The organism is Nocardioides sp. AN3, assembly GCF_054653495.1.
In genome coordinates this window covers 69,031-83,068 of the sequence record NZ_BAAIGC010000023.1, presented here as the reverse complement: position 1 = coordinate 83,068, position 14,038 = coordinate 69,031, and the positions used below count along the sequence as shown (strand labels likewise).

12 protein-coding genes are annotated in these 14,038 nt (G+C 70.7%); 4 read left to right on the top strand and 8 right to left on the bottom strand.

Annotated features, from left to right (window positions below):
* The coding region (locus tag ACYQ1K_RS20830) for a hypothetical protein (protein WP_459985182.1) at positions 1-357 on the bottom strand (357 nt) is incomplete at its 3' end.
* Between the two features lie 192 nt (positions 358-549).
* A complete protein-coding gene (locus tag ACYQ1K_RS20825; protein ID WP_459985181.1) occupies positions 550-1,620 on the bottom strand; it encodes an NADH:flavin oxidoreductase/NADH oxidase in 1,071 nt (356 codons plus the stop codon).
* Between the two features lie 135 nt (positions 1,621-1,755).
* On the opposite strand from ACYQ1K_RS20825, the gene ACYQ1K_RS20820 reads away from it, so the two are divergent.
* Positions 1,756-1,980, top strand: a complete 225-nt coding sequence (locus ACYQ1K_RS20820) for a hypothetical protein (RefSeq protein WP_459985180.1) — start codon at positions 1,756-1,758, stop codon at positions 1,978-1,980.
* Between the two features lie 5 nt (positions 1,981-1,985).
* Here ACYQ1K_RS20820 and ACYQ1K_RS20815 read toward each other — a convergent pair whose 3' ends face one another.
* Positions 1,986-2,189: a hypothetical protein gene (locus ACYQ1K_RS20815; RefSeq protein WP_459985179.1), complete on the bottom strand. Its 204-nt coding sequence runs from the start codon at positions 2,187-2,189 to the stop codon at positions 1,986-1,988.
* 170 nt (positions 2,190-2,359) lie between these two features.
* On the opposite strand from ACYQ1K_RS20815, the gene ACYQ1K_RS20810 reads away from it, so the two are divergent.
* Positions 2,360-3,019 carry a response regulator gene (locus tag ACYQ1K_RS20810; RefSeq protein WP_459985178.1) on the top strand — a complete coding sequence of 220 codons (660 nt, stop codon included), beginning with the start codon at positions 2,360-2,362 and terminating at the stop codon, positions 3,017-3,019.
* A gap of 140 nt (positions 3,020-3,159) precedes the next feature.
* Positions 3,160-3,771, top strand: a complete 612-nt coding sequence (locus ACYQ1K_RS20805; protein ID WP_459985177.1) for a hypothetical protein — start codon at positions 3,160-3,162, stop codon at positions 3,769-3,771.
* 57 nt (positions 3,772-3,828) lie between these two features.
* Here the strand turns inward: ACYQ1K_RS20805 and ACYQ1K_RS20800 are convergent, their stop codons facing one another.
* Genes ACYQ1K_RS20800 through ACYQ1K_RS20780 form a run of 5 tightly spaced genes read right to left on the bottom strand, consistent with a single transcriptional unit; the run spans position 3,829 to position 11,353 of the window.
* Positions 3,829-6,561, bottom strand: coding sequence for a cation-translocating P-type ATPase (locus ACYQ1K_RS20800; RefSeq protein WP_459985176.1), 2,733 nt, complete (start codon positions 6,559-6,561; stop codon positions 3,829-3,831).
* A 43-nt stretch (positions 6,562-6,604) separates the two neighbouring features.
* A complete protein-coding gene (locus ACYQ1K_RS20795) occupies positions 6,605-9,265 on the bottom strand; it encodes a bifunctional acetate--CoA ligase family protein/GNAT family N-acetyltransferase (protein ID WP_459985175.1) in 2,661 nt (886 codons plus the stop codon).
* A gap of 4 nt (positions 9,266-9,269) precedes the next feature.
* The gene (locus ACYQ1K_RS20790; RefSeq protein ID WP_459985174.1) at positions 9,270-10,154 is read right to left on the bottom strand and encodes a universal stress protein; all 885 of its coding nucleotides are present in this window, start codon (positions 10,152-10,154) and stop codon (positions 9,270-9,272) included.
* Positions 10,155-10,167: 13 nt separating this feature from the next.
* Positions 10,168-11,073 (bottom strand): class I fructose-bisphosphate aldolase, encoded by a 906-nt coding sequence (locus ACYQ1K_RS20785; RefSeq protein ID WP_459985173.1) that lies wholly within the window; start codon positions 11,071-11,073, stop codon positions 10,168-10,170.
* A 4-nt stretch (positions 11,074-11,077) separates the two neighbouring features.
* Entirely contained in the window at positions 11,078-11,353 is a 276-nt protein-coding gene (locus ACYQ1K_RS20780) for a DUF1876 domain-containing protein (RefSeq protein ID WP_459985172.1), read from the bottom strand.
* Positions 11,354-11,571: 218 nt separating this feature from the next.
* Here ACYQ1K_RS20780 and ppsA point away from each other — a divergent pair, with 218 nt between their 5' ends.
* A complete protein-coding gene (gene ppsA, locus ACYQ1K_RS20775; protein ID WP_459985171.1) occupies positions 11,572-13,983 on the top strand; it encodes a phosphoenolpyruvate synthase in 2,412 nt (803 codons plus the stop codon).
* Positions 13,984-14,038: the final 55 nt, after the last annotated feature.

Sequence of the window (14,038 nt, the reverse complement as noted above, 5' to 3'; positions counted from 1 at the left end):
CCCGGCCAGGGCCATGGTGCCTTGGGTGCCGGGGAGTCGGGCGGCGGGGTGGGTGGAGTCGGGGGAGTTGAAGGCGCAGTAGTCGACCGCGACTTGGATCTTGCGGACCTGCTCGCGGGCCTCGCGGCGTTGCGCGGCGGTGAAGGCCTCCAACAACTCCCCACTGGACTCCCACGACCCACCGTCCTGCGGCGACGGGCCTTCGTCATCGGGCGGGGGTGGGCACTCCTCCTCGAGCGGCGGCACATCCTCATCGGATGGGAGCGGCCACTCCTCGTCGAGCGGCGGCACATCCTCATCGGACGGGAGCGGCCACTCCTCCCCGTCAGGTGCCGGAGGCGGTTCCGAGATCGACATGGAAGAAGCCAATCAGAGGCCACCGACAATCTGTTGTGCCGTCCGATCGCCTGTGGAATCAGCCTCCTCAAGCCTGGCCGTGGAGCACAAGTGGTCGCCAACCAGCCGCACCAGCGGCAGAAGACGGCCCGAGATGGACACAGAGGCATCTCACCAGAGGTCACCGACGATCGCCGGCGAAGCCCGGCACCCTCAGCGAGCCGCCCGCCGGTACTGCACCGGCCACAGGTCCGTGTCGGTCTCGCCGAGCTCGTAGGCGGCCCGAAGGGCCCAGTGTGGCTCACGCAGGAGCTCACGGGCCAGCAGGATGACATCTGCAGAGCCCTCGGCGAGGATCTCCTCGGCCTGCTTGGGCTCGGTGATCAGACCGACGGCGCCGGAGGGGATGCCGGCCTCCGTGCGGACCCGGCGAGCGAACGGCACCTGATAGCCGGGTCCGATCGGGATGTCCGCTCGCGCGTTGCCGCCGCTCGAGGTGTCGATGAGGTCGACGCCGGCCTCCCGCAGGAGCACGGCCAGACGGACCGTGTCGTCGTCGTCCCAGCCGCCCTCGACCCAGTCGGTGGCAGACACCCGAACGATGACCGGAACACCGCCGTCCACCCGCGTGCGGATCTCGCGGACCACCTCCAGCACGATCCGGACGCGGTTGTCGAAGGAGCCGCCGTACTCGTCGTCGCGCTGGTTCGACAGGGGTGACAAGAACTCGTGCAACAGGTAGCCGTGCGCCGCATGCACTTCGAGCACATCGAAGCCGGCTGCCACGGCACGCTCGGCGGCGTCGCCGAAGTCACGCACCACCCGCGCGATGCCGTCGGGGTCCAACGGCTCCGGATCCTCGCGCAGCCCCGGATACGGCGAGGGAGACGGCCCCACGGGGCGCCAGCCACCGTCGGCGTCGGCAACGCCGCCACGTCGGCCGTCGAAGCCGGAGTACGTCGACCCCTTCCTGCCGGCGTGGGCCAGCTGGATGCCGGCGGTCGCTCCCTGCTGGTGGAGGAACGCCACGATGCGCGTCCACGCCGCCTGCTGCTCGCCATTCCACAGACCCGTGTCCTCAGGGGAGATGCGCCCCTCAGGCGACACAGCGGTCGCCTCGGTGAAGACAAGTCCTGCGCCGCCACGCGCGAACGAGCCGAGATGCACGAGATGCCAGTCGTTCGGCACGCCGTCGGCGGCGGAGTACTGGCACATCGGTGCGACCCACACGCGGTTGCGGACGGTGACCTCGCGAAGCGTGAGGGGTGTGAAGATCTGGCTCACAGGTGACTGCTTCCTGGTCGGTGGCCGGACGAGGGGTCCATGGCAGGTAACCATGAGGCGGGAGCTGCGATTCCATTGGCATCGGGATCGCCCGAGCACTCGTGAACACCCGCGGTCGGGGGTACCGCGCACCCCATGACCAGTGATCTGGAGACGACGACCGACGACCTCTACAACACCATCCGCGCGCTCTGGTGGGACGCGCCGGATGGATCGGCGACGGTCACCGACACCGCCATCGCGTCATCGACCGGGCTCGATCTGGACGTCGTGCGGGAGTATCTCGACAACGCCCACGGTGTCCAGCTGGTCACCGAGCGCGACGGTGACACACGCTCGGTGACCGGGCTGCTCGAGTAGCCGGCTCAGGTCTCACCGGTGCTGCCGACCTGGACGATGCGGCCGTCCTGATAGTGCGCGAAGCACTCGGCAGACCTCAGGCTCGCGGCCATCGCAGCGAGGTGCTCCGCAGCCGCTGCGAGCGTGGGATGGGTGTCGATCTCGAGGAGGCCGTGGCGACACTGCCAATGCCCATCGGGAAGCTCGATCGTCCGCAGGAACCAGGTCATTGGCTGAGCGTGCCTCGCGCGCAGCCGCGCGTGAGGAGGCTTGGGGCCACGGAGGCGAGGGCCAAGGTCCCCTGCACGGCCCTGCCGCGGGGACGGCGATGGACCAAAGTCCCGCAGCATCGGGGTCATGGGCCTGTCCGAGGAGTGGCGTCAAGGCCTACGGTGAGCGGATGGAGGACGAGGAGCGCGCACTGATCAAGGTCTTTCTGCTCGACGACCACGAAGTGGTGCGGCAGGGCATCAGGACCCTGCTGGAGACAGCGGGCGGGATCGTCGTCGTCGGCGAGTCCGACTCCGCCGAGGAGGCCAAGCGCCGCATTCCGGCGCTTCGGCCCGACGTGGCCATCCTGGACGGCCGCCTTCCCGACGGCTCCGGCATCGACGTCTGCCGCGAGGTCCGCTCGGTGGACCCGAGCATCGCGGCACTCATCCTGACCTCGTACGACGACGACGAGGCGCTGTTCGCCGCGATCATGGCCGGTGCCGCCGGCTACCTCCTCAAGCAGGTGCGCAGCAGCGACCTCGTCGAGACGGTCCGCCAGGTGGCTGCCGGCCGCTCGATGCTCGACCCTGCCGTCACGGCGCAGGTGCTCGACCGCATCAGGACCGGCCCGAAGCAGGACCCGACGATCGCCCGGCTGACCGTCCACGAGCAGCGCATCCTCGAGCTGATCGGGGAGGGGCTGACCAACCGGCAGATCGCGACGCGTCTCTCGCTGGCGGAGAAGACGGTGAAGAACTACGTCTCCTCGATGCTCGCCAAGCTCGGCCTGGAGAGTCGCACCCAGGCCGCGATCCTCATCGCTCGGCAGGGCAACCACGACGCCTGAGCCGCCGGGCGAGCTCAGCGGGCCGGAGGACCAAGGACCCGTCCGGTCGGAGACGTTCGGCACTGCCCGTCGAGGGCCCATGGGACGACGCTGAAGGTGCAAGGACAAGCAAACCTTCACCTATCGAGGAGGCGGTCGCGATGACCGCAACGCACCATCACCTATTCCGTGGATCGGCAGGCGCCAGCACACGCGGCAACATCAGGGTCGTCGCACAGGCTGAGCCCGTCGTACGCTCCGTCGCCGCCCGCCGGGTGTTGGCGACGCTGCGTCTCGCCTTCGGCTTCACGTTCCTGTGGGCCTTCTTCGACAAACTGCTCGCTCTGGGCTACGCGACGGGCACGGCACCGGACGGTTCGGTGGACCGCTTCGGGGACGCCGCGTGGATCCACGGCGGCAGCCCGACCGAGGGCTTCCTCAAGAACGGCGCCGACGGACCGCTCAAGGACTTGTACCACAACATCGCCGGCACCTGGTGGGCCGACTGGCTGTTCATGATCGGACTGCTGGGGATCGGACTCGCGCTCACGCTCGGCGTCGGGATGAGGATCGCCGCTGTGGCGGGCGCCCTGCTCTACGTGCTCATGTGGAGCGTCGTGCTTCCACCGACGAACAACCCCGTCATCGATGAGCACATCCTCGGTGCCATCACCGTCGTGGCGCTGGCACTCACGCAGGCCGGCGACACCTGGGGTCTCGGCGGGTGGTGGTCACGCACCGCCCTCGTCCAGAGGTTCCCCTGGCTGCGCTGACGACACGCTCGACATCGCAGTGACCTGACGGCCGCTCCGGGATCCCCGGGGCGGCCGTCACTCTGCCTGACGGACGTGCCGCCGACGTCGTGCCGCACGCACCAGCTCGTCGACCCCCCACGTCACGACCGGCAGCGGCAGAAGAGCAGCGAGCATCCACGACGAGGGCACCGCGGTCCCGAAGACGCGCTGGAACGCCGGCACGGTCACGACCAGTGCGGAGAAGGCGATCTCGAACCCGATGCCCCACAACAGCATCGGATTCGTCCTCAGCCCGACATCGCGCAGCGACGCGATCTGCGTGCGGGCGGCGATGGCCGTGCCGACCTGACAGGCGACGATGCCGAGGAACGTCATCGTCGTCGCCTGTCGCCACAGATCGTGCAGCGGGCCGATGCTCACGTCGGCTCCCGGGGTCCACCCGCCCTCGAGGAGAGTCCAGAGGAACACGCCCGTGACGAGCACCGCCGACGTGCCACCCAGGATCCCCCACGCCCGAGCGAGCATCGGGCCGTCGATGACGTTCTGGGTGCGCCGTCGCGGCGGCTGGTCCATCAGGCCGGGCTCCGCCGGCTCCCGGCCGAGGGCGAGTGCTGGGAGCGTCTCGGTGCCGAGGTCGATCGCGAGGATCTGCATCACCGTGAGCGGGAGGGGGATCTGTCCACCGGAGAGCGCATAGAGCAGGAACGGGACGACCTCAGGCGTCGCATGGGCGAAGATGTAGATGATGAACTTGCGCACGTTGTCGTAGACCTGACGCCCGGACTGGACGGCGGTGACGATGGTGGCGAAGTTGTCGTCGGTCAGGATCATCGTCGACGCCTCCCGTGCGACGTCCGTGCCGCTGCGGCCCATCGCCACGCCGATGTCGGCCCGTCGCAGCGCCGGCGCGTCGTTGACCCCGTCGCCCGTCATGGCGATGACGTGACCCAGGCTCCGCAAGGCGTCGGCGATCCGCAGCTTCGCCTCAGGGGAGGTGCGGGCGAAGACGAGCTCGTCGTGATCGGAGAGCAGAGCATCGAGCTGTCGCTCCGTCATCGCGTCGAGCTCACGCCCGGTCACCAGGGGGGTCTGGTCGTCTCCGATGCCGACCCGTCGTGCGATGCCCTGGGCCGTCAGCGCATGGTCTCCGGTGACGACGACGAGCCGGATGCCAGCGTGATGACACTGCTCCACGGCAGCGCGTGCCTCTGCTCGCGGAGGGTCGATCATCGCGACGAGTCCCAGCAGCTCCAGGGCGCACTCGATCTCCTCCCGCTCCGGCTGCACCCCCACGACGTCGACCGGCCGCCGCGCGACGGCGAGCACGCGCAGTCCCGTCGCCGCCCAGTTCTCGACGATCGCGATGACGCGGTCGCGCTCCCTGTCGTCGAGAGGCCGCCCCGTGACCTCGGTGCACAGCGGCAGCAGATCCTCGGGTGCTCCCTTGCTGTGGGCCCAGAGCCCGCTCTCGTCCCGGTCGATCGTCGTCATGCGGCGCAGTGTCGGGTCGAAGGGGAACTCGACCATGCGCTCGGGCATCGCGCGAACGCCCCAGGCGTCTGCGGCCGCACGGATCGCTGTCTCTGTAGGGTCGCCGGCGAGCCCACCGCCCTCGAGCGCGGTCAGATCGGTGCAGGCAGCGGCCGTGGCCAGCAGCAGCCGGCAGTCGGCGCCCCAATCGCCGCCCGTGTCGGCAAGATCGGCCTCCGCCGTCGCCAGATCGACGATGCCGGACGGTGTCCAGCATCGCTGGACCTGCATGCGGTTCATCGTGAGGGTGCCGGTCTTGTCAGTGCAGATCACGCTGGTGGACCCGAGCGTCTCCACCGCCGAGAGTCGTTTGACGATGGCCCCCTGCCGTGCGAGGACCCGCACACCGACGGCCAGGGAGAGTGTGATGGTGGGGAGCAGTCCCTCCGGGACGTTGGCCACGAGCAGCCCGATCGCGAAGGTGATCGCGTCGCTCAGCGGCAGACCGGCGCCGATGGTTCCGAGCGGCACGAAGGCGGCGCCGAGGCCCAGCCCGACCAGAGCGATCACCCTGGCGACTCGCTTGACCTGCCGCTCCAGGGGGGAGTCCTTGGTCCGGACCCGCTGGGAGAGCGATGCGATGCGACCGATCTCGGTCCGCATTCCGGTCGCGAGCACGACGGCGACCGCGTTGCCCTGGGTGCACGTCGTGCCGCTGAAGAGGAGGTTCGTCGCCTCGACCGGGGGACCGGCCGACGTCGGCGTGGCGACCGAGCGGAGGACCGGCGCAGACTCGCCGGTCAGCATCGACATGTCGACGGTGAGGCTCCCCGAGATCACCCGGGCATCTGTGCTGACGCTCTCACCTTCGGACACTCGGACGATGTCGCCACGGACGAGCTCACGCGCCGGCACGACCCGGGTCGCGCCGTCGCGCACGACCCGGGTGGTTGCCGGAAGGTAGCTGGCGAGCGCCTCCACGGCGCGCTCGGCATGGCGCTCCTGCACGACGGCGAAGACGGCGTTGAGGAGGATGACCGTCACGATCGCCGTGGCCAACGGCAGGGAGCCGCTCACGGCGGAGAGCGCGGCAGCGAGCCACAGCAACAGCGCTAGTGGGTGGACGAGCTGGCCCACGACCTCGGTGGCCAGGCCGGAGCGCCGGTGGCCGGTCAGCTCGTTGGCGCCGTCGACCTCGAGGCGACGCGCGGCCTCGCGGTCGGTCAGGCCACCCGCAGAGGTGCGCAGTCCGGCGAGCAACCGGGTCTGGTCCTTCGCGTGCCTCCTCGTCGAGCTCCTCCAGTTCGCTGGTGTCACCCGCGCGTGCCGTCGCTGCACGACCGAGAGTGGAGGTCATCGCCGCATCCGTGGTGCAGTCCGGTCAGACCGGTGCCCGGAGCTGGCGCGGAATCCCGTCGCCCGCAGTGGCCATCTCCTGGAGGCCGACCTTGACATCGACGGCGACAGCACCACGCGAGCGGCAGAAGACGGGGTTCAGGTCGAGCTCGGCGACCTGCGGGACGTCGAGCGCGAGCTCGCCCAGGGCGACGATCATCCGCTCCAGTGCCGCGACGTCGGCCGGAGCAGTGCCGCGGTAGCCGTCCAGGAGCGGCCAGATCCGCAGGGACCGGATCGCCCGTGCCGCGTCCTGGGCGGAGACGGGCGGGAGGAGGAAGGTCCGGTCCTCCAGGATGTTCGTCGCGATGCCGCCGGCGGCGACCATGATCATCGGTCCGAAGCTCGGGTCCCGGGTGAGACCGAGGGCGATCTCGACGCCGTCCACCATCGGCTGGACCACGAGCGGGGTGCGCGCTCGACCCGTCTTCGCGTCGAGGTCGGCGGCGGCGGCGCGTACGTCCGCGGGCGTGCGCAGGCCGACGTGGACGAGCCCGCGATCGGTCTTGTGGAGGATGTCCGGATCGGCGACCTTGAGCACGACGGGGAAGGACAGCTCCTCGGCAGCCAGGACCGCCTCGTCGGCGTCCTCGGCCACGACGCCGACGGGCGTCAGGCCATAGGGGAGCAGCAGGTCGACCACGTCTGCTGGGCCCAACCAGTGGATGGCCGGCGACGCGGGGTCGAGCAGCTTGCCGGCGAGCGCCCGCGCGCACTCGGCGCGCTCGACGTCACGCGCCGGGAGAGGGCTTTCCGGCGTCCGTCGCCACTCGGCGTATCGCGCCGCGTGCGCCATCGCCTCGACCGCATCGTCGAGAGCATGGAAGACGGTGATGTCCTCCGCGCCCGCTCCGAGCCCGCCGAAGCCCACGAGGACGATCGGCGTGTCGGGATGGTCGGCGCGGAGACGACCGAGCGCCTCGACGAGGGGTGCGGCGGGCGCCACGGTGGTGGGGACGAGGACGACCAGAAGGGCGTCGATCTCGCCGGAGCTCAGCAGCGTCTGCGCGACGGCGGTCAGGTCCTCAGGGCTCGCGCCCGCGCCGAGGTCGACGGGGTTGCTCGTGCCGACCGTCACGCTCACGTGTCGAGCCAGCACCTCGCGGGTCGGCCCCGAGAGCGCCGGGACGAGCAGTCCCTCGGACTCCGCCGCGTCGACGGCGAGGACGCCGAGTCCACCGGCATTGCTCACCACTCCCAGCCGTCGGCCTGCGGGCAGGGGCTGCTGCTCGAGGAGCATCGCCGTCAGGACCACCGACTCGGCACCGCGGCACTTGATCACGCCGGCCTGCGCGAACAGCGTGTCGATGCCGACCGCTGGCGTGGCCGCCGCAGCGGTATGGGACGTGCCGGCCCGTCGGCCGCTCGTCGTCGTGCCGCCGACGACCGCGAGGAGGGGCTTCCTCATCGCGAAGCGGCGCGCGACCCGAGCGAACTTGCGGGCGTTGCCGAAGGACTCCAGGTAGAGGGCCGCAGCCGTGACCGACGGGTCGTCGATCCAGGCCGAGAGCAGGTCGTTGCCCGAGACGTCGGCCTTGTTGCCGAGCGAGACGAAGCTGTGCACGCCGACCCCGTGCCCGCGGGCGGCATCCAGGAGGGCGATGCCGACGCCCCCCGATTGCGAGGCCATGGCGAGACCGCCCGGACCCGGCACGCTGTCGGTGAACGTCGCATTGAGCCTGATCTCCGGGGCGTTGCAGGTGACACCCATGCAGTTGGGGCCGATCAAGCGCAGCCCATGACTGCGTGCCACCTGCTGCATCCGGCGTTGGAGGTCCGCGCCCGCGGGTCCCAGCTCGCTGAAGCCCGAGCTGATGACGACGGCCGCCCCGACATGGGCGTCCGCGGCGTCCTCGATGGCCGCGAGCGCCTGCGGGGCGGGCACGGCCACGATGGCGAGGTCGACCGGGTCGGGGATGTCCTGGAGGCGGCGGTGGACGGCGATGCCCTCGATGGCGGGCGCGTCCGGATGGACGACGTGGACCCGGCCGGTGAACCCTCCGTCGAGCACCGAGCGGAGCACGGCGTGACCGAGGCCGCTGCCGTCGCGGCGTGCTCCGAGGATGGCGACGCTCCGCGGGTAGAGCAGCGGATGCAGCGAGTGCGCCTCGGAGGCGCACTCGCGGGCGTCGGCGGCCTCGATCGCGCGTGCCGTCGCCTCCGTGCTCATCTCGATGGTCACCTCGCCACGGTCCGTCCGCCGGGTCAGGTCGAAGCCGGCATCGCGGAAGACGCGCAGCATCGCGTCGTTGTCGGCGAGCACCTCGGCGACGAAGCGGTGGATGCCCTGACTGCGGCAGGCGGCGGCTACGTGCTCGAGCAGCAGGCTGCCGAGCCCGTGCCCGTGCTCCTCCTCGGCGATGAGCATGGCGACCTCGGCCGCGTCCGTCCCGATTCGCTCGGCGGTGACCAGACCGACGATCCGTCCGGACATGACAGCGACCAGGCCGATGACGGCGTCGTCGGTCGCGTCGAGGACGTGCTCGACGTACCGGTGCCCGCTCGTGCGACCCGCCGTGAAGAAGCGCAGCCGGATGCTCTCCTCACCGGCCTCGTCGTGGAGCGCGATGAGACCGGCCCGGTCCGAGCCGGCGACCGGGCGGATCGATGCGATACGCCCGTCCGCCAGCAGCACGTCGGCCGCCATCGCCTCACGCCTTCGGCGCGGCCGCGATCCGGCGGACGACGGCGACCGGGCAGTGCGCGTCGTGGAGGACGCGCTGGCTGACCGAACCCAGGAGCAGATCGGCGAACGCGTCCATGCCGCGCGACCCGACCACCACCAGAGAGGCGGCGGCGCTCGCGTCGACGAGCAGCCGCTCGGGCGCGACCGCGATCGCCTCGGCGGCGAGGTCCAGCTCGGGATGGGCCTCGCGCTCCTCGGCGACCCAGTCGTGCACCAGTCGGTCCGCGTTCTGGATGCGGTGCGCCGTGTCTCGGGCGAACACGGCGTCGCGTGAGCCGAAAGCCGCCGGGAATGCGCGATAGCCGTGCAGGGCCACGACCTGCTGCCCCGTGCCGGAGGCCATGTCGCAGGCGAACCGGAGAGCGCGCTTGCTCTCCGAGGAGCCGTCGATCCCGACGACCACACGGGTGGCATCGGGCTGCTGGGGGCGTCGTACGACGACGACCGGGCAGGATGCGTGGCGCGCCAGGTGCTGGCTGACCGAGCCGGTGAGCGACCCGGCCACGAGACCATGACCGCGGCTGCCGACCACCAGCATCTGAGCGCCGTGGGCGGCCGCCAGCAGGCTCGCGACGACCGGGCCCCGTCGGACGGCGATCCCGCCGTCGTCGAGCTCCAGCGACTTCAGCAGACTGATGGCACGCTCGCGCGCCTCGGACGCGGTGTGGTCGAGGAGCTCGTGAGGATCGCCGACGAGCGGCTCCGTGGCGGCGGCGACGATGAACGTCTCCAGAGTGAGGGAGCGCCGCCGGGCAGTCTCGGCTGCCCAGGTCAAAGCCAGGTCTGCGTCCGGCGAGCCGTCGTAGCCGACGACGAGGCGCGGTGACGATGGTGATGATGTCGCGTCCATGACTGCTTCTCTCTCACCCCGCAGAGCTGGGGTGCTCCTCGAGGATCTTGCGGAGGGCGGCGACGAAGCGCAGCGACTCGTCGCGCTCGCGCTGCCACACGTTGCGCCCGAAGATGAGTCCCGTCGCGCCGGCGTCCATCGAGCGGCGGGCCTTCTCGAACATCGCGTCGTCGCCGGCCTGGCTGCCACCCGAGATGAGGACGAGCGACCGGTTCGCGGAGCGTACGACGGCGTCGACGGCCTGCTGGCTCGAGGCCGCCGCGGCATAGGGCTGGGGGACCTGGTCGGTCTTCTCGGGGTGCGGGAAGTTCAGCTTGACGACGTCGGCGCCGAGCTCGCTCGCCGTCCGCGCTGCGTAGTCGACGGCGTAGAAGGAGTCGCGGCCGCCCTTGGCCTCGATCGCAGAGCCCCGGGGATAGGCCCACACGATGAGCGGCATGCCGAAGCGTGCTGCATCGGCCCGCACCCGGCGCAGCTGCCCGAAGTCGGCTTCCTGCGCCGGCGTGCCCACGTAGAGCGTGTAGCCGACCGCGTCGGCGCCCAGCCGGACGGCCTCCTCGACGGAGGCGTTGAGCGGAGAGAGCGCTTGCGCGTCGGACGGGATCTCCGTCTTGCCGTTGAGCTTCAGGATGAGGGGGACCTCGCCGGCGTACTCCCAGAAGAACTTCTGTGCCAGGCCGATCTGCAGCACGACGCCGTTGAAGCCACCCTCGACCGCCAGGTCGAGGATGTAGCGCGGATCGGAGGCCGCAGGGTTGGCGAAGAAGTCGCGAGGTCCGTGCTCGAGCCCTTGGTCATAGGGCAGGAACAGCCCGGTGCCGTTCCTCAGCCCATGGTCGAAGAGGATCGTGTGCAGGCGGCTGCGCTTGCCCGGATCCAGCCCCAGACTGGCGAGACTTCGTCGCTCGGTCGTGGTCATCGCGTCACTCGACGCTGATCGCGGCCGGGCTGTGCTCGGGGTCGAGCGCTGCGACGTCGATGAGCGTCGCCTCGAGGAGGTCGTGCGCCAGTCCGGTGACGGCTCGGCACGCGGCCAGCTCGTCCCCGACCTCCGGGACGTTCCGATCCGCGGGGTTGCGGCGCGCGATGCCCTGATGGCGCAGCTCCGTCCCGGCGTCTGTGCGGAGCACGGCCTCCGCGCGCGTGCTGTCGTCGTTCTCGTAGAGGTAGATCTCCACGTGCCAGGTCCTCGTGTGCATGGCTCCTCCTCAAGGCTCAGCGGTGCCGCGGGCGGCGACTCGGCTCTCCCGCCAGCGTGCGCCGCCGGTAGCCCGTCGCGCACCAGCCAAGGGTCACTGTCGCGACGGACATAGGTCCCGAGACCGCGGACCTTGGCCGGTAGGAACCGTCGGCGACGGGCGGTGTGCTGGGTCGCGACGCGTGACCGGCGCGGCGCGCGCAGACGAAGGAGCAGACGATGGGGTTCATCAGTGGCTTCGCGCAGATCGGCATCGCCGACGTCGCGGCGGTGGGGGGCAAGAACGCCTCGCTGGGGGAGATGTACCAACGGCTCGGCGGTTTGGGTGTGCGGATCCCCAACGGCTTCGCCATCACCGCCGAGGCCTACTGGCACCTCCTCGACAGCGCGGACCTTCGCGAGCCGCTGGGTGACCTGTTCGCTGGCCTGCGACCCGGCGACCCTGCCGACCTGGCGCGCCGCGCGGGGGCGGCGCGCCACCTCGTCTATGCGGCGGGGCTCCCCGCCGACCTGGAGGAGGCGGTGCGCGAGGCCTACCGTGCTCTCGAGGAGGAGTACGGCACAGGCGTCGCCGTCGCCGTCCGCAGCTCGGCCACCGCCGAGGATCTGCCGACCGCGAGCTTCGCAGGCCAGCACGAGACGGTGCTCAACGTCAGCGGCGAGGAGCAGCTCGTCGACGCGGTCCTCCGCTGTTTCGCGAGCGTGTTCACCGATCGTGGAGTGCACTACCGCGCCACGCAGGGCTTCGGACAGCTCGAGGTCGCGCTGTCGGTCGGCGTGATGAAGATGGTGCGCTCGGACCTCGCCTCCTCAGGGGTCATCTTCACGCTCGACACCGAGTCGGGCTTCCGCGACGTCGTTCTGATCACCTCGTCCTACGGGCTCGGCGAGCTCATCGTGCAGGGCTCGGTCGACCCCGACGAGTTCTGCGTCCACAAGCCGACCTATGAGGAGGGGCATCGGGCGGTGCTGCGCCGCCGGCTCGGGGACAAGTCGGTCCGGATGGTGCTGGGTGACGGGGCGTCGGCGATGACGACGACGCTCACCGAGGCGACCCCCGTCGGTGACCGGACCCGCTTCAGCCTGTCGGACGCCGACGTGCTGGAGCTCGCGGGCTCAGCCCTGGCGATCGAGAGGCACTACGGCCGGCCCATGGACATCGAGTGGGCGCGCGACGGAGTGGACGGACTGCTCTACATTGTCCAGGCCCGACCCGAGACCGTCGTGTCCCAGCGGTCCGGAGCGGTTTTGACGAGCCATGTGCTCGACCGCCACGGCGACCTGCTCATCACCGGTCGTGCCGTCGGCGATCGCATCGGGGTGGGAGTGGCCCGGGTCGTGTCGAGCCTCGCCCAGCTCGCCGAGGTGCAGCCCGGGGACGTGCTCGTGGCCGACACGACGACCCCCGACTGGGAGCCGGTGATGAAGCTGGCCGCCGCCATCGTGACCGACCGCGGCGGGCGCACCTGCCATGCCGCGATCGTGGCCCGCGAGCTCGGGATCCCGGCCGTCGTCGGCACCGGTGAGGCGACGACCGTGCTCCGCGACGGAGAGGATGTCGTGGTCTCGTGCGCCGGCGGCGACACCGGTCGCGTCTTCCGAGGACCCGGTGCCTTCCACGTGGAGGAGCACCGCGTCGACGACCTACCCCGACCGCACACGCGCATCATGCTCAACCTGGGCAACCCCGACATCGCGTTCGCCACCTCCTTCCTGCCCAACGACGGAGTCGGGCTCGCGCGCATGGAGTTCATCATCAGCGAGTCCATCCGGGTTCATCCCATGGCGGCGCTCCACCCCGAGCGCATCGGCGACGAGCGCGTCCGAGCGGGGGTCCGGGAGCTGCTGCGGGGCTATGCCGACGGGGGAGCGTATGTCGTTGAGCGACTGTCGGAGGGGATCGGCACCATCGCCGCTGCCTTCTGGCCCAAGCCGGTCGTCGTCAGGATGTCGGACTTCAAGACCAACGAGTACGCCAGCCTCCTGGGCGGCGCCGACTTCGAGCCCCACGAGGAGAACCCGATGCTCGGGTTCCGCGGAGCGTCGCGCTACGCCCATCCGGCCTACGAGGAGGGCTTCGCGCTCGAGTGCCGTGCGATCCGCCGCGTCCGCGAGGAGATGGGCCTGGTCAACGTCGTCGTCATGCTGCCCTTCGTCCGACGACTGGCCGAGGCCGACCTCGTCCTCGGTCGGATGGCCGAGATGGGCCTCGAACGCGGCCGGGCAGGCCTCGAGGTCTACGCGATGTGCGAGATCCCGAACAACGTCATCCTCATCGACGAGTTCGCACAGCGCTTCGACGGCTTCTCGATCGGGTCCAACGACCTCACGCAGCTCACCCTGGGGGTCGACCGCGACAGCGAGGTGGTCGCCTTCGACTACGACGAGCGGGATCCGGGCGTCAAGAGGATGATCGAGCTCGCGGTGGAGGGCGCACGACGCAACCGTCGCCACTCCGGCCTCTGCGGGCAGGCGCCGTCCGACCACCCCGACATGGCAGAGTTCCTCGTCCGGATCGGCATCGACTCCATCAGCCTCAACCCGGACAGCGTCATCCGCACGACCCGTGCGGTCCTCGACCTCGAGGCCCACCTCGGCCGTCGCCACCCGGCGGCGATGCCCGCCGGCTGAGACGCCGGCTGAGACGCCGGCTGAGACGCCGGCTGAGACGCCGGCTGAGACGCCG

What these genes read in the sequence shown, in the direction of transcription:
- ACYQ1K_RS20810 (WP_459985178.1), top strand. Translation starts at nt 2,360, where the DNA reads ATGGAGGACGAGGAGCGCGCACTGATCAAGGTCTTTCTGCTCGACGAC.
- ACYQ1K_RS20790 (WP_459985174.1), bottom strand. Translation starts at nt 10,154, where the DNA reads ATGGACGCGACATCATCACCATCGTCACCGCGCCTCGTCGTCGGCTAC.
- ACYQ1K_RS20795 (WP_459985175.1), bottom strand. Translation starts at nt 9,265, where the DNA reads ATGGCGGCCGACGTGCTGCTGGCGGACGGGCGTATCGCATCGATCCGC.
- ACYQ1K_RS20805 (WP_459985177.1), top strand. Translation starts at nt 3,160, where the DNA reads ATGACCGCAACGCACCATCACCTATTCCGTGGATCGGCAGGCGCCAGC.
- ppsA (WP_459985171.1), top strand. Translation starts at nt 11,572, where the DNA reads ATGGGGTTCATCAGTGGCTTCGCGCAGATCGGCATCGCCGACGTCGCG.
- ACYQ1K_RS20815 (WP_459985179.1), bottom strand. Translation starts at nt 2,189, where the DNA reads ATGACCTGGTTCCTGCGGACGATCGAGCTTCCCGATGGGCATTGGCAG.
- ACYQ1K_RS20780 (WP_459985172.1), bottom strand. Translation starts at nt 11,353, where the DNA reads ATGCACACGAGGACCTGGCACGTGGAGATCTACCTCTACGAGAACGAC.
- ACYQ1K_RS20785 (WP_459985173.1), bottom strand. Translation starts at nt 11,073, where the DNA reads ATGACCACGACCGAGCGACGAAGTCTCGCCAGTCTGGGGCTGGATCCG.
- ACYQ1K_RS20820 (WP_459985180.1), top strand. Translation starts at nt 1,756, where the DNA reads ATGACCAGTGATCTGGAGACGACGACCGACGACCTCTACAACACCATC.